17 protein-coding genes are annotated in these 25343 nt (G+C 64.9%); 3 read left to right on the forward strand and 14 right to left on the reverse strand.

All coding sequences use genetic code 11. From position 1 onward, the window contains the following. Positions 1–26 precede the first annotated feature (26 nt). Positions 27–1424, reverse strand: a complete 1398-nt coding sequence (locus GGD63_RS02255; RefSeq protein WP_183239261.1) for an efflux RND transporter periplasmic adaptor subunit — start codon at positions 1422–1424, stop codon at positions 27–29. After that, the gene (locus tag GGD63_RS02260; protein ID WP_183239262.1) at positions 1414–2898 is read right to left on the reverse strand and encodes an efflux transporter outer membrane subunit; all 1485 of its coding nucleotides are present in this window, start codon (positions 2896–2898) and stop codon (positions 1414–1416) included. Before GGD63_RS02260 ends, GGD63_RS02255 begins: the two co-directional genes overlap by 11 nt. 747 nt (positions 2899–3645) lie before the next feature. Between GGD63_RS02260 and GGD63_RS02265 the strand changes: the two genes are divergently transcribed. After that, positions 3646–4680 carry a cysteine synthase A gene (locus GGD63_RS02265; RefSeq protein ID WP_183239263.1) on the forward strand — a complete coding sequence of 345 codons (1035 nt, stop codon included), beginning with the start codon at positions 3646–3648 and terminating at the stop codon, positions 4678–4680. A gap of 66 nt (positions 4681–4746) precedes the next feature. Here GGD63_RS02265 and GGD63_RS02270 read toward each other — a convergent pair whose 3' ends face one another. The 6 genes from GGD63_RS02270 to GGD63_RS02295 form a co-directional block, all read right to left on the reverse strand. Further along, positions 4747–6984: a tetratricopeptide repeat protein gene (locus GGD63_RS02270; RefSeq protein ID WP_183239264.1), complete on the reverse strand. Its 2238-nt coding sequence runs from the start codon at positions 6982–6984 to the stop codon at positions 4747–4749. A gap of 122 nt (positions 6985–7106) precedes the next feature. Beyond that, positions 7107–9347 (reverse strand): tetratricopeptide repeat protein, encoded by a 2241-nt coding sequence (locus GGD63_RS02275; protein ID WP_183239265.1) that lies wholly within the window; start codon positions 9345–9347, stop codon positions 7107–7109. A 101-nt stretch (positions 9348–9448) separates the two neighbouring features. Further along, on the reverse strand, positions 9449–10186 hold the full coding sequence (locus GGD63_RS02280) for an amino acid ABC transporter ATP-binding protein (protein WP_183239266.1): 738 nt from the start codon (positions 10184–10186) through the stop codon (positions 9449–9451). 11 nt (positions 10187–10197) lie between these two features. Continuing rightward, positions 10198–11718 carry an amino acid ABC transporter permease gene (locus GGD63_RS02285; RefSeq protein WP_183239267.1) on the reverse strand — a complete coding sequence of 507 codons (1521 nt, stop codon included), beginning with the start codon at positions 11716–11718 and terminating at the stop codon, positions 10198–10200. Further along, complete coding sequence (locus GGD63_RS02290) at positions 11715–12920, reverse strand: amino acid ABC transporter permease (RefSeq protein ID WP_183239268.1); 1206 nt, start codon at positions 12918–12920, stop codon at positions 11715–11717. The genes GGD63_RS02285 and GGD63_RS02290 overlap by 4 nt, the downstream gene beginning before the upstream one ends. A 26-nt stretch (positions 12921–12946) precedes the next feature. Continuing rightward, positions 12947–13963 carry an amino acid ABC transporter substrate-binding protein gene (locus tag GGD63_RS02295; protein WP_183239269.1) on the reverse strand — a complete coding sequence of 339 codons (1017 nt, stop codon included), beginning with the start codon at positions 13961–13963 and terminating at the stop codon, positions 12947–12949. Between the two features lie 380 nt (positions 13964–14343). On the opposite strand from GGD63_RS02295, the gene metC reads away from it, so the two are divergent. Both metC and GGD63_RS02305 read left to right on the forward strand, forming a co-directional pair. Beyond that, the gene (gene metC / locus GGD63_RS02300) at positions 14344–15528 is read left to right on the forward strand and encodes a cystathionine beta-lyase (RefSeq protein WP_183239270.1); all 1185 of its coding nucleotides are present in this window, start codon (positions 14344–14346) and stop codon (positions 15526–15528) included. Between the two features lie 132 nt (positions 15529–15660). Continuing rightward, a complete protein-coding gene (locus GGD63_RS02305; protein WP_183239271.1) occupies positions 15661–17352 on the forward strand; it encodes a Na/Pi cotransporter family protein in 1692 nt (563 codons plus the stop codon). A gap of 26 nt (positions 17353–17378) precedes the next feature. Here the strand turns inward: GGD63_RS02305 and GGD63_RS02310 are convergent, their stop codons facing one another. The 6 genes from GGD63_RS02310 to pbpC all read right to left on the reverse strand — a co-directional run bounded on the left by GGD63_RS02310 (position 17379) and on the right by pbpC (position 25333). Then, a complete protein-coding gene (locus tag GGD63_RS02310; protein ID WP_183239272.1) occupies positions 17379–19325 on the reverse strand; it encodes a serine hydrolase in 1947 nt (648 codons plus the stop codon). 170 nt (positions 19326–19495) lie between these two features. Continuing rightward, positions 19496–19834: a lipid-A-disaccharide synthase N-terminal domain-containing protein gene (locus tag GGD63_RS02315; protein WP_183239273.1), complete on the reverse strand. Its 339-nt coding sequence runs from the start codon at positions 19832–19834 to the stop codon at positions 19496–19498. Then, positions 19831–20568: a glycosyltransferase family 2 protein gene (locus GGD63_RS02320; RefSeq protein WP_183239274.1), complete on the reverse strand. Its 738-nt coding sequence runs from the start codon at positions 20566–20568 to the stop codon at positions 19831–19833. Before GGD63_RS02320 ends, GGD63_RS02315 begins: the two co-directional genes overlap by 4 nt. Positions 20569–20632: 64 nt before the next feature. Further along, positions 20633–21478, reverse strand: coding sequence for a phosphatase PAP2 family protein (locus GGD63_RS02325; RefSeq protein WP_183239275.1), 846 nt, complete (start codon positions 21476–21478; stop codon positions 20633–20635). A 1-nt stretch (position 21479) separates the two neighbouring features. After that, positions 21480–23222: a glycosyltransferase family 39 protein gene (locus GGD63_RS02330; RefSeq protein ID WP_183239276.1), complete on the reverse strand. Its 1743-nt coding sequence runs from the start codon at positions 23220–23222 to the stop codon at positions 21480–21482. 50 nt (positions 23223–23272) lie between these two features. Beyond that, complete coding sequence (gene pbpC / locus GGD63_RS02335; RefSeq protein WP_183239277.1) at positions 23273–25333, reverse strand: penicillin-binding protein 1C; 2061 nt, start codon at positions 25331–25333, stop codon at positions 23273–23275. Positions 25334–25343: the final 10 nt, after the last annotated feature.

The following is a 25343-nucleotide window of genomic DNA, read 5'->3' on the forward strand; positions in this document are numbered from 1 at the left end:
TGCCGCCTAGGCGGCTGTTGTCGAGATCATGGCTGCTTGGCTCCAGATCCCGATGCCCCCGGCCCCGGTGCCGGACCGGTTTGTCCCTTCTGGTCGCCTTCAGTGCTGTTTCGCTTGGCGCGGAACTCGCCGTCCCTGGCTTGTCCGTCCTTTTGCGAATCCTTCTGACCGTCCTTCTTCTGAGCGTCCGGTCCGCGCGAGCGCTTGCGCGGGGCGAGATCGGCCGACGGGGTCTGGTCGTCGCGGCCGACGACCACCTTGGAGCCGTCGGACAGATTGGCAAAGCCCGTGGTGACGACCTTGTCGTGCGCCGACAAGCCGCTGGCGATGACAGCATCATGCTCGTTCTGCTGCGTCACCGTCACGGGCTTGGCCGAGACGACATTGTCCTCGCCGATGACATAGCTGAAGGTGCCGATCGGGCCGCGCTGCACCGCCGATGTCGGCACCACCAGCGCCTGTGTCAAGGTCTCGACCTTGAGGCGGACATTGACGAACTGGCCGGGCCAGAGCTGGTAATTGGCGTTGGGGAATTCCGCCTTGAGCTTGAGCGTGCCGGTGGTCTGGTCGACCTGGTTGTCGATGCCGGTCAGCTTGCCGGTGTCGATCACGGTGATGCCGTCGTTGCCGAACACGTCGACCGCGAGCGTACCCTTGGCGGCTGCCGCGTTGACCCGCATGATCTGCTGCTGCGGCAGGCTGAACCACACCGCGATCGGCTGCAATTGCGTGATCACCACGAGGCCGGTGGTGTCGGCGGCGTGGATGATGTTGCCCTGGTCGACCTGGCGCAGGCCGGCGCGCCCCGACAGCGGTGCCACAATCTTGGTGTAGCTGAGCGTTGCCGCGGCGTTGTCGATCGCTGCCTGGTCGGCCTTGACCAGCGCCTCGGTCTGCGCGACCAGCGCGCGCTGGGTGTCGGCCTGCTGCTTGGAGCCGGCATTGGAGGCAGCCAGCTGCTCGTAGCGCGCGAGATCGATGCGCTGGTTGGCGAGCTGGGCCTGGTCCTGCGCCTTCTTGGCGACCGCCTGATCGTACTGCGCCTGGTAGATCGCCGGATCGATCTCGCCGAGCACGTCCCCCTTCTTGACGTCCTGGCCCTCGGTGAAGTTGACCGCGATCAGCTTGCCGTCGACCTGTGAGCGCACGGTCACGGTGTTGAGCGCGCGGATCGCGCCGACGCCGTCGAGATAGACCGGCACATCCTGGATGCGCGGCGTGGCGGCGAGCACCGGCACCGGCAGATCGGGCCGCTGGTTACGGCCGTTCGCTTGCTGTGGCTGCTGATGCCAGACGGTCCATCCGAAATAGCCGAGACCGCCGAGGATCGCGAGCGTGATCAGCATCATGACGAAGCCGCGGCCGCGCGACCTGGTCGCCGTGCCCTCTTTCGCGCCTTCCTTCGTATCCGGCTTAAAGAGCATTGACCGGTTTCTCCATGCGCGGCTCCCAGCCGCCGCCGAGCGCCTGATACAGGCTGACGATGGCGAGAAGCCGTGCGAGTTGGGCCTGCCAAAGCGCGTCTTCCGCCTGAAATAGTGTCTGTTGGACGTTCAGCACGGTCACGATGTCGGCGGTGCCGGCGTGCAATTGCTGCTCGGCGAGATCAAACGCGCGCCGGGACGAGGTGACGACATCGCGCTGCAATTGCAGCTTGATCGTGGTTTGCTTGATCGAGTACAGCGCGTTGTCGACGTCGGTGAACGCCTGAACGATCGTCTTGCGGTAGATCTGGAGCAGTTCGTCCTGCCGTGCCTTGGCGAACTCGAAATTGCCGAGGATCTTGCCGCCATCGAAGATGGGTTGCGTCGCGCTGCCGACGAGCTGGAAGAACGCTGCGTGCGGTTGGAACAGCGACACGAGCGCCGAGCTCTGATAGCCGCCATTGCCGGTCAACTGTATGGTTGGAAAGAACTGCGCGCGGGCATTGCCTATGTTCGCGGTGGCCGAGGCGAGCTGCACCTCCTGGCGACGAATGTCGGGCCGCTGCGTCAGGATTTCCGACGGCAGGCCGGGCGTGACGCGCGGAATCGCGACGCTGTTCAGCGAGCCGCCGGCGATGCGGACGCTCTCGGGCGGCCGTGACACCAACACGGCGAGCGCATTTCTATTCTGGTCGAGCGTCTGGCGCAGCGGCGGCACTGACGCCTTCTGGTTGCCCAGCACGCTCTCCTGCTGCGCAACGTCGAGATCCGTGCCGGTGCCGGCCTTGCGGCGATCCTTGATGGCATCGAGGATGCGCTGTGCGCTCGTGATGTTGTTCTGCGCGGTCCGCAGGCGGTCCTGCGAGGCCAGCACCTGGAAATAGGCATTGGCGACGGCGGCGAGCGTCGTCAGAGCGACCGTGTCGCGATCGAAGCGGTTGGCGTTTGCGGTCTCTTCCGCCGATTGCAGCGCATCGCGGTTCTGGCCCCAGAAGTCGAGCTGGTAGCTCGCACTCAGCGAGGCCGAATAGTTGACGACTTCGCGCCCGCCATTGGTGAGGCCGGACGACGAGGAGCCCGAGGTGCGCGAATAGGTTTCCGATCCGCCCCCCGACAGGCTCGGCAGCAGCGCCGCACCCGCCTGCCGCGCCTGCGCGTCCGCCTGGACGATGCGGGAGACGGCGGCGGCGATGTCGAGGTTGACGGTCTGTGCCTCCTCCATCAGCTGCGTCAGCTCGTTGGAGCGGAAGCCGCGCCACCAGTCCAGCGACGGCGGCGCATCGCCCTTCCCGGCATATTTGTATTGAGCGGGAACATCGAGCGCGGGATCCGGAAGATCCTGCGTCAGCACGCATGCGCCTGAACTTGCAGCCAGGCACAGCACGGCAAGCCAGCGCGCTGCACGACGCGTCCGGGACGCAGACCCTAGAGACCGCCGGACGGCGATCACCGGAACATTCTGTGTCACATCCACCCCCCGCCGGGCAGATCGAGCCGCCACCGCGCCGCCGGATTAACCGATTCGCGGCGGGGTCGTCGGGAGGCTTTTGGCAACTCGTGCACAGGTGATGCTTTCTGCGGAACCTTGAGCTTCATACTAGCCGGGCGCGGAACAGCGGGACAGTGCCGCAGGTGCGAGGTGGCGGGCCATGCGCCTCCCCATCGCGATCATGAAAATGCAAGATATGCCTGTCTTGCAGTGACTTCTCGATCTTTCACGGCGCCGGAATGGGCGCTCAAGCTTACCAAGATTTCATGTGATATTGGCGCCACACCCAGGTGATGCGGCTTCATCCGGCTGCACCGGTCGGCAACGAGCTGCATGCGGCCTCAGCTCCGTCTCAAGGCGTAGCGGGCCGCTCTCACAAGACCGTTAAGAATCGGGCACGAACACCCGGCCCGCGCACGTTTCTCCGGATGCCACTCAACTCGTCCGGGACCCATGCGCGGCCAGCCGGCGCGCACGCGGTAGAGATTGGCTGCGAGAGCTGCTTGCGACGACCGATATCTTCCGTGTCCCGACGGTCGCCGGGCATATTCGTTCCACCGAGATCCGGGATCGCATCCCGGCATCATTCGCGCTGTTCCTTGCTAGGGAATATCGCCGCTCCGCGGGCCGCGTCCACCACCTTCGCCGCAACGCAAAAGCCTTCCCCTTTGGCCTCCCAGGCACTAGGTTCTGGCCAATCAGATCAACCCTTTGCCAGTGATTTCCCCCGACATGACCTTTCGAACCAACGTTGTCGAAGCCATCGGCAACACCCCGCTGATCAAGCTCAAGCGCGCCTCGGAATTGACCGGGTGCACCATCCTGGGCAAGGCCGAGTTCATGAATCCCGGCCAGTCGGTGAAGGACCGGGCCGGCAAATGGATGATCCTGGAGGCCGAGAAGCGCGGCGAGCTCAAACCCGGGGGTCTCGTGGTGGAAGCGACCGCCGGCAACACCGGCATCGGGCTCGCGGTCGTCGCCAGCGCCCGCGGCTACCGCACGCTGATCGTGATCCCGGAGACGCAGAGCCAGGAGAAGAAGGACTTCCTGAAGCTGTGCGGCGCCGAGCTGATCGAGGTCCCGGCCCTTCCTTACGCCAATCCCAACAATTACCAGCATGTTGGCCGCAGGCTCGCCGACGAGCTGCGCAAGACCGAGCCGAACGGCGTGCTGTTCGCCGACCAGTGGAACAACCTCGACAACGCCAAGGCGCACTACGAGTCGACAGGCCCCGAGATCTGGGAGCAGACCGGCGGCAAGATCGACGGCTTCATCTGCTCGGTCGGCACCGGCGGCACGCTGGCCGGCACCAGCCGCTATCTCAAGGAGAAGCACCCCGGCATCGTCAATGCTTGCGCCGATCCACACGGATTTGCGATGTACGAGCTGTTCAAGAACGGTCAGGCCAAATCCACCCCGGGTGACTCCATCACCGAGGGCATCGGCCTTGGCCGCGTCACGGCCGTGATCGAGACCGCCAAGGTCGACGATGCCTTCCTGATTCCGGACGCCGAGGCCGTGTCGGTGATCTACGACCTGCTCCTGCACGAAGGCCTGTGCCTCGGCGGCTCTACCGGCATCAACATTGTGGGCGCCATGCGGCTCGCCAAGCAGCTCGGGCCGGGCAAGACCATCGTCACCGTGCTGTGCGATTCCGGCAGCCGCTATCAGTCCAAGCTGTTCAACGCGGATTTCATGCGCGCCAAGAACCTTCCGGTGCCGGAATGGCTGGAGAAGCGCAGCAACATCAAGCCGCCGTTCGTCTGATCGGCGGCGGCCGCCTCACGTCGGGGACGGGCGTCCCCGTGCGCGCCGGGGCTCGGCCGGTTTACGCTACGTCGTCGCTGTCCGAGCTGCAGCACAATAGTCGCGCCAGAACTGGCGGTAACCCGCTTCGAGCTCACGCGTGTAGATCTCGACATTGCCGGCGGGCGAGGCTGCAATCTTTGCCGGCAGGTCTGCGCGCAACTTCGCAAGAAGCGCCGGCTGCGAGGCAAATTTCCGGGCGATCTCGATATAGCCGTCGTCGTCCTCGGCGACCCAGTCGCCGAGACCGACAGAAGCCATGATCGAGCCGCCGGCCCGCGAGGGGGCGCCGTTGCCGAGCTTGGCCACAACGGGAACACCCGCGTAGAGCGATTCCCAGGTGCTGATGCCGCCATTTTGCGGGAACGTATCAAGGGAAATATCGACACCGGCAAAGGCCAACAGGTGCTCGCTACGCGAGGTGAAGCCCAGGCAGGTGATGTTCTCCTCGGCAATGCCCTGCGCGACGAAGCGTGCGACGAGGCCATCGCGCAGCAGGGGTTCATCGAGCAAACCATGCTTGAGGATGATCCTCGACCCCGGCAGCTCCCGCATCAGGCGCGACCACACACGGATCGCATCATCCGAAATCTTGTAGATGCGGTTGAACACGCCGAAGGTGACGTAGCCGTTGCGCAGCATCGGCGGCTCCGATGGCTGCAGATCCGAGACGGGCTCCATCGTGATCAGACACGGCAGATCGTGGATCTTCTCGGGAAACAGATGCCGGACCGATGGCGGAATGAAAACGGAATCCGCGAGCACATAGTCCATGGTCTGCATGCCCGTGCCCGTCGCATGTCCGAAGCCGGTGGCCTGGATCGGAGCCGGCTTCCGCGCGAAAACCTGCAGCCTGTTAGTGTTCGTGTGGCCCGAAACGTCGATCAGGATGTCGACATTGTCGGCCTCGATGCGATCGGCGAGTTCGTCGTCCGAAAGCTGCCAGGCGTCCACCCAGACGTCCGCCAGTTGCTTGAACATGGCGGTGTACTCGTCCGCTCCCGGCCAGGTGTAGTAGCAGATGATCTTGAAGTTGGCGTGATCGTGATGGCGCAGCACCGGCAGCAAGGTGAGTCCCGCCGAGTGTTGCCGGAATTCGGCAGCGACATAGCCGACTACAATTTGCTTGTCCGGATCGAGCGGCCGCTTCGGCAGTGTCCGCCGCGGCAGCTTGGAGCCGATCAAGTCCCACCAATCGCGTCGCACCGCCTGCTGGAGCGCAAAATCGGCCTCGGGAAGGTAGTCCAGCAAGAAGATCTTGCCCCTGATCGCATCCTCGTAGTCCGGCCTTATCGCCAGCGCGCGATCGAGATATTCAATCGCGGCGTCCATCTCTCCCTGGTTCGAATAACAGAAACCCATCAGCGCCAAGCCGAGCTCGGAGCGCGGATTTTGCTCGATCAAGGCCGTCGCGGCCGCCATCGCCTGCGCGGTCTTTCCCATCACGAGACAGGCCTGTGCCTTGCCCTGGAGAGCCAGCTCGAACTTGGGCGAAATCGCAAGCGCGGCCTCGAAATCCGCAAGCGCCGGCTCCAGGCGCTGCAACTCGTAACTGAGCCGCCCACGCTGGGCGAGAATCCTGGGCGAGCCCGGCTTGATCGCGAGCGCCATGGCAAACTTGGCTGCCGCCTCCTCGTGATGCCGAAGCTCCATGCTGATCATACCGTTGCCGACGATCGCCTCGGCGTGCCGCGGCTGAAACAGCAGGGCGCGATCGAAACTTTCCTTGGCGCGCTCGATCTGTCCGAGCAACATCTCGACCATGCCGCGATTGCAGAATGCATCGGCGTAGTCCGGCTTGATCTTGATTGCGCGCTCGTGCAGCTTGAGCGCCTGCTCGTACTGCCCCAGATGCATCAGCGTATTGCCGAGGTTGGTCAGCGCCACCGCGAAATTCGGCTTCAGCGCGATCGCCTTCTCCTGGCACCGCCGCGCCTCCTCTAGATTGCCGAGATCGAAATGCACGGTTGCAAGGTTGTTGTGGGCATCGTGCAGGCGCGGATCGAGCGCAATCACGCGTTCGAGCAGTTCCTGCGCCTCCTCGAGGCGTCGGCCGTCATGCGCGCACATCCCGAGCAAGTGCATGGCGTCGACATGATCCGGAAGCGCTTTCAGGATCTCACGGCAGAGCGCCTCGGTCTCGGCATATTTTCCCTGGCCATAGGCGCTCGCCGCGGCGGAGATGATGGCGTCCGCCTGCTTCATCAATTTCTTCTGCAATCGCGCGTTCTGGAATGCGCGTGCGCCGGCGCCGCTGTTCTGCAAGATTGCTCTCCGGAGGATGGCCCAGGAGGAGTCTAGCTGATTCGCAAGCCTGGCCAGCCCGGCCGGCAACGCCCCGGGATTTCCCGGTGCTCACGTATGCTCATCCGGCGCAGCCGATCTGCCTACGCAACCTCACCGCCTTCAGAGGGCGACGTACAGTAGTCGCGCCAGAACTGGCGATACCCCGCCTCGACCATGCGCGTGTAGGCCTCGACATTGCCGGCGGGCGAAGCCGCGATCCGGGCCGGAAATTCCGCGCGCAGCTTCGCCAGATGCGCTGGCTGGGCGGCATATTTGCACGCGATCGCGGCATAGCCCTCGTCATCCTCGGCAACCCAGTCGCCAAGACCGACGGCCGCCACGATCGACCCGCCGGCACGCGATGACGAGCCGTTGCCGAGCTTGGCGACGACAGGTACGCCCGCATAGAGGGATTCCCAGGTGCTGATGCCGCCGTTTTGCGGAAAGGTATCAAGTGAAATGTCGACATTGGCAAAGGCCCGCAGATGCTCGTTGCGCGGCGTCGTGCCCATGCAGATGACGTTCTCCTCGGCAATACCTTGCGCCACGAACCGCGCGACCAGCCGGTCGCGCAACATGGGATCGTCGAGCAGCCCGTTCTTGACGATGATCTTCGATCCCGCCACTTCGCGCATCACCTTCGACCACACCCGGATCGCCTCGTCCGAGATCTTGAAGATGCGGTTGAACACGCCGAAGGTCACATAGCCGTTGCGGAGCATGGGAAGCTCCGAAGGCGGCACGTCCAGGATGGGATCGATCGTGATCAGGCACGGCACGTCATAGACCTTTTCGGCCAGCAGATGCCGCGCCGATTGCGGAATGAAGATCGGGTCCGCGAGCACATAGTCCATGGTCTGCAGACCCGTACCGGTGGCGTGCCCGAAGCCCGTGACCTGGATGGGAGCCGGCTTCCGTGAGAACACATGGAGCCTGCTGCCGGTCGTATGGCCGGACACATCGACCAGAATATCGATTCCGTCGGCCTGGATGCGATCGGCCAGTTCGTCGTCCGAAAACTGCGCGGCCTCGACCCATACGTCTGCGCAAGCCTTGAACTTTTCGGTCATCCTGTCCTGCAACGGCCAGCAGGAATAGCAGACGATCTTGAACCCGGCGCGATCGTGATTACGCAGCACCGGCAGCAGCGAGTACGCGGCCGAGTGCTGCCTGAATTCGGAAGCGACATATCCGATCACGATCTGTCTGTCCGGATCGAGATTGCGCGGCGCCAGCGTCCGTTGCGGAAGCTTGGCGCCGATCTGATCCCACCAGTATTTTCGTGCCGCCTGCTGGACCACGAAATCGGCCTCCGGCAGGTAATCCAGCACGAAGATCTTGTATCCGATGGCCTCCGGAAAGTCCGGCGCGATCGCCAGCGCCGCGTCGAGATGCTCGAGCGCCGTCGCGATGTCGCCCTGATTCACATAGCAGGCGGCCAGGAGCGCCATGCCCGCCTCGGATTGCGGATTGACCTCGAGCAGCTTCTTGACGCCCACCATCGCGCCCGCTGTGTTCCGTACCATAATGTCGACTTGCGCCCGCCAGCACAGCGCGAGCTCGTTCCGTGGCGATTGCGCCAGCGCGGCATCGAAATCCGCTGCCGCCTGCTGCAGCCGGGACAGCGTCAAATAGAGCCGTCCGCGCTGCACCAGAATTCTGGGTGAACCCGGCTTGAGCGCCAGCGCGGTATCGAGGGCGGCTTCCGCCGCCTCGAAGTGCCGGAGCTCGAGGCTCACCATGCCCTTGCCGGCGATCGCTTCCGCGTGGCGCGGCTGAAACAACAGGGCGCGATCGAAGTTCTCCCCGGCGCGCTCGAACTGACCGATCATCAGTTGCGCCATGCCACGGTTGCAGAATGCATCGGCATAGTCCGGCTTCAGCCTGATGGCGCGATCGTGCAGTTCGACCGCCTCTTTGGCCTGGCCGAGATGCAGCATCGTATTGCCGAGATTGGTCAGGGTGATCGGACAATTCGGCTTCAGCGCAATGGCCTTCTCCTGGCATGCGCGGGCATCCTTGAATCTCTCGAGCGCGAAATACACAGCCCCCAGATTGCTGTGCGCATCGGGCGAACGCGGATCGAGCATGGTCGCACGCTCGAGCAGGAATTGCGCGTCCTCGAGCCACCCGCCGTCGAACGCCCGCAGGCCGAGCAGGTGCGTGGCGTGGAAGTGATCCGGAACCTCTTTCAGGATCTCGCGGCAGAGTGTCTCGACCTCGTCAAGCCTGCCCTGCCCCAGCGCCTCGATGGCGAAAGACATGACGGCGTCCGCCTGCTTCCTCAACTTCTGCTGCAATCGCGCGTTCTGGTAGGCGCGCGCGCCGAGACTGCTCTGCAAGGTTTCTCTCCGGAGGATGGTCCGAAAAGAGCCAAGCCGATTCGCATGGTGCCAAGCTTACGTACCGGTCAGGCCCGGCGGGGCCGCCGGACTGCGGGCGCTCACCGCAGAATCTGGCTCAGGAACAGCTTTGTGCGGGCGTGCTGGGGGCTGGCGAAGAACTCGTTCGGGGTGTTGGCCTCGATGATCTGGCCGGCGTCCATGAACACCACGCGGTTGGCGACCTCGCGCGCAAAGCCCATTTCGTGGGTGACCACCAGCATGGTCATGCCCTCCTTGGCGAGGTCGACCATGGTGTCGAGCACCTCCTTGACCATCTCGGGGTCGAGCGCCGAGGTCGGCTCGTCGAACAGCATCACCTTCGGGTTCATGGTCAGGGCGCGGGCGATCGCGACGCGCTGCTGCTGGCCGCCGGACATCTGGCCCGGAAACTTGTTGGCCTGGTGCGGGATCTTGACCCGCTCCAGGAACTTCATCGCGGTCGCCTCGGCGTCCCTCTTGGGGATGTTGCGCACCCAGATCGGCGCCAGCGTGCAATTGTCCAGAACCGTCAGATGCGGAAACAGGTTGAAGCTCTGGAACACCATGCCGACCTCGCGGCGCACGGCGTCGATGTGCTTGAGATTGGGCCCGAGCTCGATGCCGTCGACGACGATCTCGCCCTCCTGGAATTCCTCCAGCGCATTGATGCAGCGGATCAGCGTGGACTTGCCGGAGCCCGAGGGCCCGCAGATCACGATGCGCTCCCCCTTCTGGACCTCGAGGTCGATGTCGCGCAGGACGTGAAATTCACCGTACCATTTGTTCAGGCCTGAAATCTTGACGATAGGGTCGGACATGGTGAGCTCGATCAGTTGCGGCGGTGGGCGTTGAGGCGGCGCTCGACGAACAGCGAATAGCGCGACATTCCAAAGCAGAAGATGAAGTAGATGATCCCGGCGAAGGCAAAGCCGGTGAATGCGGTCGACGGCGTCGACCATTTCGGATCCGAGAACGAGGCGCGAAGCGAACCCAAAAGGTCGAACAGCGCCACGATCGAGACCAGCGAAGTGTCCTTGAATAGCGAGATGAAGCTGTTGACGAGGTTTGGAATGACGTGGCGCAGCGCCTGCGGCAGCACGATCAACGAGGTGGTCTTCCACCAGGAGAGTCCCAGCGCGGCGGCGGCCTCGCCCTGCCCGCGCGGGATCGCGGCAAGCCCGCCGCGCACGTTCTCGGCCTGGTAGGCGCCGGTGAACAGCGCGATGCCGATCAGCGCGCGCACGAGGCCATCGACGGTGAAATTGCCGGGCAGGAACAGCGGCAGCATGTAGGTGGCGAAGAACAGCACGGTGATCAGCGGCACGCCGCGCCAGAACTCGATGAAGGCGATCGAGAATATCCGGATCAGCGGAATGGTCGAGCGGCGGCCGAGCGCGAGCGCAATGCCGATCGGCAGCGAGGTGACGATGCCGGTGACGGAGACCACCAGCGTCACCAGCAGCCCGCCCCATAGGCTGGTCTGCACCACCGGCAATCCGCCGTGATCGAGCCCCATCAGCTTGATCACGATCGCGATGGCGAGGAAAGTCGCGATGCTCGCGGCCAGCGCACGCCATCCGGTGCGCAGGCCGCCGCCGAGGACGAAGGCGATCAGTGAGACGACGGCGGTCGTGACGGCGAAGTCGGCCCAGACCGACTGGCCCGAGCCCTGGATCTGGTCGCGCAGCCAGATCAGCGGGAAGACAAGCCAGTGGATCGCCGTGCCGACCAACACGATCAGGTTGCCGATGATCCACAGCAGCGGCGCCATGGCCGAGGTCTTGCTGAGATTGAGCACGACGTTTCCGGCGCCGGTGATGCTGTCGTCGAACAGCTCCAGCAGGCCGGCCGTCCAGCTCAGGCCAAAGCCCTTGATGCCGCCGCCATGCAGCAGGAAGAACGCGACGACCGGAAAGGCGAAGAAGAACAGGCCGGCATTCAAGCCCTTGGCCGGCAGGCGCGGCACGAGCAGCGGCAGCAGCAGCACAGCCGCCAGGACGAGGGCGAGATTGACCCGCCAGCGCTCGGCCTCGGGATAGAAGCCGTAGATTAATTGCGGCAGCTTGGCCTGGATATAAGGCCAGCAGGCGCCGACAGCGAAACCCGCGTTCTCGGTCAGGCAAGCTGCGCGGTCCTGGCCGCTCCAGACCGCATCGACCATCAGGAACTTCACGCTGGGAACGATGGTGAACCAGAGCAGCAAGGCGCCGAGGATCGTGAGCAGGATGTTGGTCGGCGAGTTGAACAGGCGGGTCCGCACCCAGCCGATGAACCCCGTGGTCTTCACCGGCGCGGGCCGCTCGTTTACGAGATCGTGCCGGACGAAGGAGGATGAGGCGATATCGGTCATGCGCCAAGGCTCCGGCTGACGCGCCAACCGTAGACGCTCATGACTGCGCTGGTGACGAGGGAGATCAGGAGATAGACGCCCATCGTCATGGCGATGATCTCGATCGCCTGCCCGGTCTGGCTCAGCGAGGTGCCGGCGAACACCGAGACGAGGTCGGGATAGCCGATCGCGACCGCCAGCGAGGAGTTCTTGGTGAGGTTGAGATACTGGTTGGTCAGCGGCGGCACGATGACGCGCATGGCCTGCGGCACGACGATCAGCCGCAGCGTGGCGCCGCGGCTGAGACCGAGCGAAGACCCCGCCTCCATCTGTCCCTTGTGCACCGACAGGATGCCGGCACGCACGATCTCGGCGATGAAGGCGGCGGTATAGGTCGACAGCGCCACCGTCAGCGCCACGAATTCCGGAATGATGCGCGAGCCGCCGGCGAAATTGAACCCCTTGAGCTGCGGCAGCTCGAAGGTGAAGGGCAGACCGAAGACCAGCATGGTGGCCAGTGGAAGCCCGAACAGCAAGGCCAGCACAGAGGGCCAGATGCGGATCACCTGCCCCCGCTCAAACAGCGCGCGCCTGGCGTAGAAGCGCAATCCCAGCGAGACGACGATGCCGAGGGCCAGCATCGCCAGGAACGGCTCGAACCCGCTTTCGCCGATCGGGCGGGGAATGACGAGGCCGCGATTGCTGATGAAGGCGATGCCGAGCACCGAAATGCTCTGTCGCGGATTGGGCAGGGCCGCGAGCACCGCCAGGTACCAGAACAGGATCTGGAACAGCAGCGGCAGGTTGCGGATGATCTCGACATAGATCTCGCCGACGCGCGACAGCAGCCAGTTGGGCGACAGCCGGCACAGCGCGACGATGAAGCCGATCACGGTGGCGAAAAATATGCCCACCACCGAGACGACGAGCGTGTTGAGAAGCCCGACCACGAACACGCGCAGGAACGTGTCCGAGCCGGTATAGGAGATCAGCGTCTGGTTGACGTCGAAGCCGGCATTGTTGCGCAGGAAGCCGAAGCCGGCGGCGATGTGCTGGTTCTCGAGGTTGGCGCGCGCGTTGGAGACGATCTCGTAGCCGATCCAACCCAGGATCGCGGCGAAGGCAAACTGGACGGCGACGCCGTTCCAGCCTGCCTTGCCGCCCAGAATGCGCCTGATCTTCAGCGCGATCTGGGCCGGCGGTTTTCGAGCCTCGGTGCTCATCGCCGCGTGCCGCTGATCAAGCAGGATCAGCGGATCGGCGGCGCGTACTGGAGACCGCCCTTGTTCCAGAGATTGTTGAGACCACGATTGATGCCGAGCGGCGAGCCGGCGCCGACGTTGCGATCGAACACCTCGCCGTAATTGCCGGTAGCCTTCACGATCCGCACCACCCAGTCCTTGGTCAGGCCGAGCTGTTCGCCGAAATTACCGTCACTGCCGAGCACGCGCTTCAGCTCCGGGCTCTCCAGCTTCGCCTTCTCGTCGACATTCTTCGAGGTGATGCCGAGCTCTTCGGCGGTGACGAGCGCGAACAGCGTCCATTTCACGATGTCGAACCACTGGTCGTCGCCGTGGCGCACCATCGGGCCGAGCGGCTCCTTCGAGATGATTTCGGGAAGCACCATGTGGTCGTTGGGATTGGCGAGCTTGAGGCGATTGGCGTAGAGGCCCGACTGGTCGGTGGTGAAGACGTCGCAGCGGCCGGCTTCATAGGCCTTGACGGTTTCGTCGTTGGTGCCGAACGCGATCACCTCGTACTTCATGTTGTTGGCCTTGAAGTAGTCGGCAAGATTCTGCTCGGTGGTGGTGCCGGTCTGCACGCAGACGGAAGCGCTGTTGAGCTCGAGCGCCGAATTCACCTTGAGCGACTTCTTCACCATGAAGCCCTGTCCGTCATAATAGGTCACGCCGGTGAAGTTGGCGCCGAGCGAGGTGTCGCGCGAGATGGTCCAGGTGGTGTTGCGCGAGAGCAGGTCGATTTCGCCGGACTGCAGCGCCGTGAAACGGTCCTTGGCCGAGGTCGGCACGAACTTGACCTTGGTCGGGTCGTTGAAGATGGCGGCCGCGATCGCGCGGCAGACGTCGACGTCGAGGCCGGTCCAGTTGCCCTTGTCATCGGGCGAGGAGAAACCCGGCAGGCCCTGGCTGACGCCGCAGGACAGCGTGCCCCGGTCCTTGATGGTCTTGAGCGTTTGCGCATCGGCGGCCTGGGCGGACAGGCCGGCGGCGAGAGCGAGAGTGAGAACCAGGGCTACGCGTTTCATGGGCTGAAGGCCTTTCAAAGTCGTCTCAAGGTCAGGAATGTTGTCTCAGGATCGTCTCTGCCAGGGGTAGCCCTGCAAGAGTCATGCTGGGAAACCTTGCCGAACACTCGCCGATCCTGGGAGGCCATACCTTAATCCCCGCCGCAGCGCCCGCCGTGATGGCCGTGGCGCAAGGTTCGGTCAGACGATGGATCGAAGGTCGCGGCAGGCCCCTCAACATGCGGCGACTGAATAGCACCTGCGCATCACAGAACGACTGGCGAGCCGGGTCAAGGGGTTGACGGGACTCTTCTGTGTTCTGTTATTAACGACAGCGGCCTTTCGGCCGGCCCGCACGGCGCAAAGCGCCCGGCGGGAAACGCGGTTTTGAAAGCAGACGCATGGATTCCTCGCACCCCTCCCAGCAACAGGCCGAGACCCGGCTGGTCACCTCCGGCCGCGACACCAAGGCACAGAAAGGGTTCGTCAACCCGCCGGTGTTCCACGGCTCGACGGTGCTCTATCCGACCGCCGAGGACCTCCATGCCCATCGCGGCGAGTTCACCTATGGCCGCCACGGCACCCCGACGACCAGGGCGTTCCAGGACACGCTGATGGCGCTGGAGGGGCCGCAATGCGCCGGCGTCGGCATCGTGCCGTCGGGGCTGTCGGCGATCTCCACCACCCTGCTCTCGGTGCTGAAGGCCGGCGACCATATTCTGGTTGTCGACAACGTCTATCGGCCCTCGCGCAATTTCTGCAACGGCATGCTGACCCGCTACGGCGTCGAGACCACCTATTTCGATCCGCTGATCGGCGCCGGCATCGACAGACTGTTCAAGCCCAACACCCGCGCCGTGCTGGTCGAGGCGCCCGGCTCGCAATCGTTCGAGATGCCCGACATCCGCGCCATTGCCGAGGTCGCGCATGCAAAGGGCGCGCTGGTCATCGACGACAACACCTGGGCGACCCCGCTCTATCACCGCTCGCTCGAACAGGGCGTCGACATCAGCATGCAGGCCGCCACCAAATATATCGGCGGTCACTCCGACATCATGTTCGGCACCATCTCCGCCAACGCCAAGGCCTGGCCGCAGATCGCGGAAGGCATCCGCCTGCTCGGCGTCTGCGCCGGACCCGATGACGTCTTCCTGGCACTGCGCGGCCTGCGCACATTGTCGGTGCGCCTGGCACAGCATCATCGCTCCGGGCTCGACATGGCGCGTTGGCTGGCAGCCCGTCCCGAGGTCACTCGCGTGCTGCACCCGGCGCTGGAGACCGATCCCGGCCATGCGATCTGGAAGCGCGACTTCACTGGCGCTTCGGGCCTGTTCAGCATCGTGCTGAAGCCGGCGCCGCAGAAGGCCGTCGATACCATGCTCAACACGCTCAAACTGTTCGGCATGGGCTTTTCCTGGGGCGGCTTCGAGAGCCTTGCGATTCCCTTCGATTGCGACGCCTATCGCACCGCGACCAAGTGGTCGCCGGGCGGCCCTACCCTGCGACTCCACATCGGCCTCGAGAGCACCGACGACCTCAAGGCCGATCTCGATCGCGGCTTCGCTGCCCTCAAGGCGGCAATGTGAGCACACTGACGAGGCATTGCGCCTGAGGAACGCGCAGTTACGGCAAACGTTAACGCCAACGCGCCAACAAAGGGTTGATCCGCCGACGTTTGGCGCTAGCCTCACCAATCGACTCCAATCCGGACACGGAGCATGGGTACGTTGGTTCTGCTCGATCTGATGGGCGGCGTTGCGCTGTTGCTGTGGGGCCTGCACATGGTCCATAGCGGAATCCTGCGCGCGTTCGGTCCCGACCTGCGGCGGCTGCTCGGCAAGGCGCTGGGCAACCGCATCAGCGCATTTGCGGCTGGCCTCGGGCTCACCGCGCTGCTCCAGAGCAGCACGGCAACCGCCCTGATCACGAGTTCGTTCGCGGCCGAGGGCCTCGTCAGCCTAGCCGCCGCGCTCGCCATCATGCTGGGAGCCAATGTCGGCACGACGCTGATCGTGCAGGTGCTGTCGTTCAACATCGCCGCCATAGCCCCCGTACTGTTCGTGCTCGGCCTCGTCGCCTTCCGCTCGGGACCGCGCTCCCGGATCAAGGACATCGGCCGCGTCTGCATCGGCCTCGGCCTGATGCTGCTGTCGCTGCACATCCTGCTCGACACGATGGCGCCGGCGGAGAACGCACCCGGCATGCGCGTCGTGATGTCGGCCGTAACCGGCGATCCCGTGCTCTGCATCGTCATCGCCGCGCTCGTCACCTGGGCGGTGCATTCGAGCGTCGCCAGCGTGCTCTTGATCATGTCGCTGGCCTATTCGCAGTTCATCTCGCCCGAGGCGGCGCTGGCGCTGGTGCTGGGCGCCAATCTCGGCAGCGCCATCAATCCCGTGTTCGAAGGTGCCAGGCGCGACGATCCCGCGAGCTATCGCCTGCCGGTCGGCAATCTCGTCAACCGCGTGGTCGGGATCGCGCTCGTGCTGCCGTTCCTGGGCGTGATCGCCGCGCACATGCATGCCTGGCAGCCGGATCTCGCGAAGATGACGGCCGCCTTCCACGTCGCCTTCAACCTCGGCACCGCCATCATCTTCATCGGGCTGCTCGACACCATGTCGCGCCTGCTGACGCGGCTGCTGCCCGATCGCGTGCAGGAGACCGACCCGGCCCGGCCACGCTATCTCGACGAGAGCGCGCTGGAGACGCCGTCACTGGCGCTGGCCGACGCCGCCCGCGAGGTGCTGCGCATGGGCGACCTCGTCGAAATCATGCTGCGCAAGGTGATGACTGCGATGATGACCGGCGACCGCGCGCTGGTCGACCAGGTCTCGAAGATGGACAATGCCGTCGACGGTCTCGACGAGGCCATCAAGCTCTACGTGACCAAGCTGATGCGCGGCAGCCTCGACGAGAGCGAGGGACGGCGCGCGATGGAGATCGTCTCCTTTGCCATCAACCTCGAGCATATCGGCGACATCATCGACAAGAGCCTGAGCGAGCTTGCGACCAAGAAGATCAAGCGCCGCTTCCAGTTCTCGGCCGAGGGCGCCGAGGAGCTCGCCGCCTTCCACAAGCGCACGATGGAATCGCTGCGGATCGCCTTCGGCGTGTTCATGTCGGGCGATGCCAACGAAGCGCGCAAGCTGCTGGTGGAGAAGACCACGCTGAAGAACACCGAGCTCGCCGCCGTCGAGCGCCATCTCGACCGCCTGCGCGAGGGCCGGCCCGAGACCATCGAAACCACCTCGCTGCATCTCGACGTGCTGCGCGATCTGCGCCGCATCCACTCGCATATCTGCTCGGTCGCCTATCCCGTGCTGGATGCGGCCGGCGAGCCCTATCGCAGGCGTGAGGCGGAGACGGCCACCCTGCCCGCCTCAGGCGCGGCCTCGGCGTTGCCGCGCTAGAATTGGCAGTCGCTCCTTACGGCCAGTCAGTCGATCCGCTGACCTGTGATCTGCCAAGGCCCGGGATTGAGCACCAGACCCGTCGCCTTGCCCGCCTCATCGTGCGAGAACGCAAGGCGCGTGTGATCGCCGCCATCGACGAAAAACGCGTCGCTGGACATCGGGACGACCGCGATCGGCGCGCCTTTCTCAAAGTCCAGAACGGGCAGCGCTCCGGTGGCCTCGACCTGGAGCTTGCCATCCTTGGCGGCGAGCTGGAGATCGACTCCCGGTGCTCGGATCGAGGCGCGAACGACCGTTAGCTCGATCGGTTCGATCTGCCCCTTGCGCATGATTCTGAGGCGGATCGCAGTGTTAGCGGGTCCGCGCATCTTGTCGAGCACCTGATTGAGAGGCCTGCCTTGCATCGCCTCGCCATCTAAATGCGTGATCATGTCATTGGCAATCACACCAGCCTTGGCGGCAGGCGCGTCCTTGATCGGAGACACCACCTTGACGGCGCCCCCCTGCGTCGTGATCTCCAACCCGACGCCACCAAATGCGCTGGCTTCTTGCCTGTCGCGCGCATTGGATGATGCAAACCTGTATGTTCCTGCGTAGCCGGCAAGCGTATTCGCGTCGACTCTCATGACGCCCGCCGCAGCATCCGGGTTGACCTGATCGGGAATGCGGAACGCACCGTAGGTGAGATCGCGGAACATGCGCTGAAATGGGCCGCTCCCGCCACGCACATGGATCATCTGCGCGGCAACCAGCTGCTCCGTCGGGTCAACCCAGAAATAGGTGCCCGATACGCCCATCCAGCTAAAGCTGCCAGTCGATCCCGGCACCACACTCCACGCCGCATCACTGCGCACGGCAAAACCAAGTCCCCAGGTCGAGCCAGACTGTGGCCCGACGAGACCGCTGGCAAAGCCCGCGAAGCGGATCTCGCCCGGCAGCGCATTTGTAGTCATGCGCCGAACGCTGGCAGGCGACAAGATGCGGACGCCGTCCAGTTCGCCGCCGTTGAGCAGCATCTGGCAGAACCGCAGATAATCACCGGCCGTCGACGCAAGTCCGCCTCCGCCCGAGAACAGACTGGTCGGCCTGGTGATATCCGCCAATACGCTGTCTGGCGGACCACCCCAGCCATTGGCGGGCGGATCGACCAGCCGGGACAACTTGGCTGCCGGCACCGCGAAGGCGGTGTCGACCATGCCGAGCGGTTTGAACAGACGTGTGTCGAGGAACTGGTCGAACGGCTGGCCTGAGGCCACCTCGATCACACGCGCGAGCACATCGACGGAGAGGCCGTAGTCCCAGACGTCACCCGGCTGGTGCGCAAGTGGAAGCTTGGCGAGTTCAGAGATGACGTCGGCAAGAGTCCTGTCCCGGCGCCAAACGCCGGAATTGCCGTAGAGTCGCCTGCCGACAAGCTGATCGACCATTGTGCCGCCGACGCCATAGACGAGCCCGGCAGTATGGCGCAGCAGGTCCTCGACCGTCATGGGGTGCTTCTGAGACTCGTACACCAAATCGATCTTGCCGCTCGCAGCGTCTTTCCTCTCGACGCCGACCATCATGTCCTTGAGCTCGGGAAGATACTGGTGGACCGGTGCGGCGAGATCAAGTTTGCCCTCCTCGACCAGCATTATGGCGGCCACGCTGGTGACTGGCTTGGTCATCGAGGCGATCCAGAAGATCGCATCGCCCTGCAGCGGGCTGGTCTTTGCCTGGTCACGAAAACCGACGGCACGCAGATACGCCACCTTGCCGTTCCGCGCGATGGCCGCCACCGCGCCCGAGAAGGCGCCGGAATCGACCTGCGTCTGCTGCCAAGCCGCGATCCGGGCCAGCCGCGACGGCGAGAAGCCGAGCGACTGAGGATCGCTCACTCGTGCGGCGTCGTACGCATGCGTGACGGTCGCAAGACCGAGGGTCACGAGGCAGAGGATCGGTAACGTCGCGCAACGGCGATGTAAGCGCTTCATCGGGACGATCTTCCAATTGGAGAACGATCGGCGCAAAAATCCACGTCATCGGACCGGTCGGAAAACCGGCATCGCGGCCAGAATGCTACAACTCGTAACACTAACGAAGTGGCGGGTCAATCGACAGACAGCTTGTGATTGCAGCCGTCTCCGGGACCACTGCTATGGGATCAGCGCTCGAGCGTCTTCGAGGTGCGGCCGCGGTTCTTGATGATCAGCATGATGTTGCGGACATAGATGATGGTCGCCAGCGCCTGTCCGAGGATGATGACCGGCTCGCGCTTCACGACGCCGTAGACCAGCGTCATCAGCCCGCCGCCCATCGAGCAGAACCAGAACGCCATCGGCACCACGCTGTTGCCAGCGCGCTCGCTCGCGATCCACTGCACCAGGAAGCGCGCGGTGAAGAACAGCTGTGCGACGAGGCCGAACGCCAGCCAGAAGTCAAACTTGGCGACGAACACATCGTAGAGATAGTTGCTCAGCGCCTGACCGTATTGAATGATCATGCGCTCACCTCAGTCACATCTGGTGTCGGCTTCTTGCGACGGATCAGCCACCACACGCCGACGAGGTCCATGATGCCGATCCACAGCCGGTCGAAGAAGCCATAGTTGGACACGCCGGAACGGCGCGGCCGGTCGATCACGTCGACATAGGCGATGTCGTAGCCTTCGCGGCGGACCAGCGCCGGCAGGAAGCGATGTAGCCCATCGAAATAAGGCATCATCAGGAACACCTCGCGGCGGAACGCCTTCAGTCCGCAGCCGGTGTCGCGCGTGCCGTCCTGAAGGATCGCGTTGCGGACCTTGTTGGCCACGCGCGACTGGAATTTCTTGAAGCCGGTATCCTTGCGTCCGACGCGCTGGCCCGCGGCAAGGCCGACCCGCCCCGCGCCTTTTTCCACCGCAGCGATCAGGTCCGGCAGGAAGGCCGGATTGTTCTGTCCGTCGCCGTCGAGGGTTGCCACGATCACCCCGCGCGCGGCGCGCACGCCACTGCGCACCGCGGCCGACTGGCCGCCTGATCTGGCGTGGCGGAGCTGACGCAGATTGCTCCGCCGCGCCATGATGGCGTTGAGCCGTTCGCCGGTCGCATCAGTCGAACCGTCATTGACGTAGATGATCTCGTAATCCCAGCGGCCATCGAGCGCCGCCGTGATCTCCTCGATCAGGGGCGCGATATTGTCGGCTTCGTTGCGCACGGGAACGACGATGGAAACCGAAGGCTGGGACGTCGACAAATCGAGGCTCGTGGTTGGAATTGGCCTGCCCTATGGAACCGGCGGTCCCGGCAGGCAGCCGCTTTTATGGGGCGGATGCCCCGCGGGCAACCCTTTTGAGGCGCGCTGTGACCGGCCCCGGAAGCGGCACGATGGTGCCGTCGGCACGGATGGCAAAGGCGAGCCGGCGCGCTGCAAACCAGTAGCGGACCGCCATGGCACCGACCAAGCCGACCAGAGCCCCGGCGATGACGTCGCTGGGGTGATGCGCGAGCAGCACGAGCCGTGTCAGCAGGATCACGATTGCGTAAGTGAACATGAACACGCGCAGCCGCGGCCAGAGTGCGGAGACCGCAAACGCCAGCGCGAACGCCGCGATGGCATGACCTGACGGCAGGCTGGCATAGGCTCCCGACCCCTCGAACGGGATGAAATTGAACGGATCGGCCTTGCCGCCGACGAAGGGCCGCCCCCGGCCGATGAGATATTTCAAGATCTCCCCGATGAACGCGGAGACGGCAACAGACAGAAACAGGAATTGCAGCCGCGTGCCCAAGCCCAGCAGCAGCGTGCGGCTTGTGCCGTGAAGCCCTGCCGCAACGAGCGCCACAACGATCAGCACAACTCCGAGCACCGAGAGCACATACTCGTCCTTGCCGAAATCGGTGAGGATGCGGATCGGCCACAGGCTCGGCGTGCCGCGCGCCGGCATCAGCTGGATCTCGGTCAGGTCGAACGCCAGCATCAGCGCGATGACCAGGGCCGCGCCCGCCATGCTGAGCCAGAGCGAATGCCGCGCCAGCTTTCGTGCGGCCTCGGCGCGACGCGAATGCGACGGCGAGCGCACGAGCTGCGCCAGCGCACGTCCCGACACCGTGAGCAATTGCGCAGGATAGCCCGCACGCGGCGCGATATGGGTCGGGGCCGACATCCTATTCGGTACCTTCCGAACGGAAGATCGAGATCGAGATCGCGCGGCCTTGCGAGAAATTGTAGCCGTCGATGCGCGCGCCGACCTTGTAGCGCAGCCCGATCGCCTCGGCGCGCTGTACGAAGCTGCGCTCCGAACGTTGCTCGATCAGCGCGAAGCGGCAGCTGCCCTGCCGCAGGAAGTCCGCCGCGCCCGAGCCGTCGGTGAGCAGCGTCTGCGTGCCGGTCAGGAACACCAGACTCGGCTCGTGATAGCCGGCGGCGGCCGCCTTCGGTCCGACGCAGGTGACGTTGCGGAGCGCCCGCGCGATCTCGATGCTCGGAAACAGCGGGGTCAGCGACGGCAGCACGATGCCCCAGACCACGACCGCAAGCATCAGGGCCGCGACCAGCGCGTTCAGCACCGAGCGCTCGGCGCGATTGGTGTCGAACAGCCACCAGGCGAACAGGCCGAAGATCAGCGAGGCCGCGATGAACGGCCAGGCCACGAAGGCCGGCTGCCGGGTCAGCACGACCGCGCCGACCACTGCGATGATCGAGGCCGCCGCGGGAATCGCGAACCACCAGGCCGAGCCGCGCATCAGCCAGGACCGCGACAGCACGCGCCGCTCCAGCGCGCCGACGGTGAGGATCGCGATCGCCGGATAGAGCGGCAGCACGTAATGCGGCAGCTTGGTCAGCACCGCCTCGAACACGATCCAGGACGGAATCAGCCAGGCCAGCAGGAATTGCGCGCCGGGCTCGCGCCGCGCCCGCCACACCGCAGGTGCCGCCATCGCCGCCAGCGGCGCGCCCGGCCAGAAGGTGATCCAGAACAGCGCCAGGTACATTCCGGGCGGCGCGCCATGGGATTCCTGGGCGCCGATCTTGCTGAGCATGTCGCCGCCGACGGAATCGGCGAAGAAGGCATCGCCCGCACGCCAGAAGATTGCGACGAACCAGGGCAGCACCAGCACCAGCATCCACATCAGGCCCCAGAGCGGACGCAGCTTCCACAGCCAGGAGGCGTCGCGATCCAGGATTGCGAGCGCGACGATGGTGAGCCCAGCGAACATCAGGATCAGCGGGCCCTTGATCAGGATGCCGACCGCGAGCGCGGTCCAGAAGATCGCGGGCCAGCTCCAGGGCGGATGCGTCTCGTCCTCGGCGCGCTGCCAGGACAGGTAAGCCCGCGCCATCGCGCCCATCGTGGCGGTGACGCAGAACAGCAGCATCGCGTCGGTCTTGGCGAGCCGCGCCTCGACGCCGAGCAGCACGGAGGCGCACATCAGCAGCGCCGCGAGCACCGCGGCGCGCCGCGTGACGAAGCCGAGCGCGGCCCAATAGGTCATGAGCACGGCGCCGATCGCGCCTATCAGCGACGGCAGCCGGTAGACCCAGATGCGCAATTCGGCCTTGGGCAGCTTGAGCGCGGATGCGATTTCGACGGCGGCCGATTGCAACCAGTAGATGCCGACCGGTTTCTTGTAGCGGACGTCCTCCTGGAAGCGAATGTCGACATAATCGCCGCTCTCGACCATCTGCTTGGTGGCCTGGGCGAACCGCGCCTCGTCGCGATCGACGGGCGGAATCGTGAAGAAGCCCGGCAGGAACAGCAGCAGCGCGCACAGCACCAGAAAGGCGACCGCGCGGGCGTGGCTGGTCGTCGCGATATCGAGCATGGACACGAGCCGACTGCCAGGATTCACGGGCGATTTCGGCTCACGGGGCGCTCCAAAACGGGGGCTTGGGTAGGTCTCGGCCATTGGTTCCGCTTACGCTGAAACCGCCATCGCCACAACCGCTTAAGGCCGGCTCATTGAATTCGAATGACAACTGTGTCCGCGGCGCCCGTAGCATCGATCACGGTGAGCCGAGCAAAGCCCGGGCCGGGCGGATCGATAAGGCGCTGGCGGCGGCCGTCGATCTCGCCGCGCGCCGCGCCGTTTACCATCACGGTCATGGGCAGAACGCCGCCAGCGACCTTGACGGGCATGGCCGCACTCTCGCGCCCGCCCGAGCGATCGACGTCGATGCGCGAGCCGTTCAGGGGAAACTGGATGTGCAGCGCCTGCTCGCCCCCGGTTCGCACCAGTTCCCCGACCGGACGGAACCGCTTCAACGGCAGCGGCAGTTTCGCGTTGCTGGCAACCAGGGTTCCCTTTGGCGGCTTGGGCAAGGGGGTCAGCGTCTTGCCGCTCCGGGCAAAGGCGTCAAACAGGATGGGCGCGGCCGCGATCCGTCCGATCAGGCCGGGAACCGGTGCCCCGTCGGGCCGTCCGACCCAGACGCCGATGGTCATGCGGCCGTCGAAGCCGACCGACCAGGCATCACGATAGCCGTAGGAGGTGCCGGTCTTGAAGGCGATGCGGTTGTGGGCCGCGTTCTCCGGCGGGGGCGTGCCGAGCAGGACGTTGCCGACCTGCCACGCCGCGACCTGATCCAGCAGCCGCAGCGGCTCGCGGTCGTCCTTGGCCGTGACGATCTCGCGCAGTGGCTTGGTGGTCCCGAGGCGCGCAAAGCCGGCATAGAGCTGGGCAAGGTCCTGGAGAGTTACGCCGACGCCGCCGAGCCCCATGGCAAGGCCTGGCGCCTCATCCTTCGGCAAGATCAGATTGCCGCCGGCCTGCCGCAGCCGCGACGCCAGCCGGCTCGAGCCGACGCGGTCGAGCAGCACGATGGCCGGCACGTTCAACGACAATTGCAGCGCCTTCCTCACCGGCACCGTGCCCTGGAAGGTCATGTCGAAATTTTCCGGCGCGTAGGAGCCGAAGCGGACCGGCCGATCGTCGATCAGACTGTCGGGATGGACAAAGCCGTCCTCGAAGGCGAGCCCGTAGATGAACGGTTTCAGAGTCGAGCCCGGCGAGCGGATGGCGCGAGTCATGTCGACCTGCCCTGCCCGGCTTTCGTCGAAATAATCCGCAGAGCCAACGCGTGCGAGCACGTCGCCGCTCTCATTGTCGACCACGATGATGCCGACCGAGATGTTGGGCCCGAGCGCAATGGCGCGGTCACGAGCCAACGGCTCCAGCACCTTTTGCAAATTCGCATCCAGCGTCAGCTTGATGACGGGACTGTCCTTCACGGTCGACAGCGCGGTGTCCGAGGCATGCGGCGCCAGGATCGGCATCGGCTTGCGCAGTTTCGGCACCGGCACGGCCTTGGCCTGCGCCGCGTCGTCAACGCTGACCACATGCTCCTCGACCATGCGATCGAGCACGCGATCGCGCGCCTTGCGCGCCGCCTCGGGATAGCGGTCGAGCCGGCGCGTCTCCGGCGATTGCGGCAGCGCGACCAGCAATGCGGCCTCGGCCAGCGACAGCCGCTTCGGCTCCTTGCCGAGATAGGCGATCGAGGCGGCGCGAATGCCTTCGAGATTGCCGCCATAGGGGGCGAGCGCCAGATAGAGATCGAGGATCTCTTCCTTGCTCATGCTGCGCTCGATCTCGATGGCGCGCACGATCTGCCGCAGCTTGGCATAGAGCGAGCGCTGTCTCCGCGGCTCCATCAGCCGCGCCAGCTGCATCGTGATGGTCGAGCCGCCGGACACGATGTGGCCGCGCGTGCCGAGTTGCAAGGCGGCGCGGCCCAGCGCCAGCGGATCGATGCCGTCATGGGCGTAGAAGCGCTGGTCCTCATAGGCGAACAGCAGCTTCAGATAGGTCGGATCGACGTTGGTCCTGGTATCGACCGGCAACCGCCAACGTCCATCCGCCATCGCATAGGCCCGCAGCAGCTTGCCGTTGCGATCGACGATGGTCGTGGAGACCTGGCGCGCCTCGTCGAGCGGGAGCGGACCGAGGGAATACACCCACGCGACGAAGCCGGTGATGGCGAGGATGAGGGTGAGCGCGAGGGCGGAGAGGATACGCATGGTCGTGCGC

Source organism: Bradyrhizobium sp. cir1 (assembly GCF_014198245.1).
GTDB lineage: Bacteria > Pseudomonadota > Alphaproteobacteria > Rhizobiales > Xanthobacteraceae > Bradyrhizobium.

Bases quoted from the DNA above. Each gene is read 5' to 3' on its own strand.
- GGD63_RS02255 (WP_183239261.1), bottom strand. From the start codon at position 1,424: ATGCTCTTTAAGCCGGATACGAAGGAAGGCGCGAAAGAGGGCACGGCG.
- GGD63_RS02265 (WP_183239263.1), top strand. From the start codon at position 3,646: ATGACCTTTCGAACCAACGTTGTCGAAGCCATCGGCAACACCCCGCTG.
- GGD63_RS02280 (WP_183239266.1), bottom strand. From the start codon at position 10,186: ATGTCCGACCCTATCGTCAAGATTTCAGGCCTGAACAAATGGTACGGT.
- GGD63_RS02285 (WP_183239267.1), bottom strand. From the start codon at position 11,718: ATGACCGATATCGCCTCATCCTCCTTCGTCCGGCACGATCTCGTAAAC.
- GGD63_RS02290 (WP_183239268.1), bottom strand. From the start codon at position 12,920: ATGAGCACCGAGGCTCGAAAACCGCCGGCCCAGATCGCGCTGAAGATC.
- GGD63_RS02295 (WP_183239269.1), bottom strand. From the start codon at position 13,963: ATGAAACGCGTAGCCCTGGTTCTCACTCTCGCTCTCGCCGCCGGCCTG.
- metC (WP_183239270.1), top strand. From the start codon at position 14,344: ATGGATTCCTCGCACCCCTCCCAGCAACAGGCCGAGACCCGGCTGGTC.
- GGD63_RS02305 (WP_183239271.1), top strand. From the start codon at position 15,661: ATGGGTACGTTGGTTCTGCTCGATCTGATGGGCGGCGTTGCGCTGTTG.
- GGD63_RS02310 (WP_183239272.1), bottom strand. From the start codon at position 19,325: ATGAAGCGCTTACATCGCCGTTGCGCGACGTTACCGATCCTCTGCCTC.
- GGD63_RS02315 (WP_183239273.1), bottom strand. From the start codon at position 19,834: ATGATCATTCAATACGGTCAGGCGCTGAGCAACTATCTCTACGATGTG.
- GGD63_RS02325 (WP_183239275.1), bottom strand. From the start codon at position 21,478: ATGTCGGCCCCGACCCATATCGCGCCGCGTGCGGGCTATCCTGCGCAA.
- GGD63_RS02330 (WP_183239276.1), bottom strand. From the start codon at position 23,222: ATGGCCGAGACCTACCCAAGCCCCCGTTTTGGAGCGCCCCGTGAGCCG.
- pbpC (WP_183239277.1), bottom strand. From the start codon at position 25,333: ATGCGTATCCTCTCCGCCCTCGCGCTCACCCTCATCCTCGCCATCACC.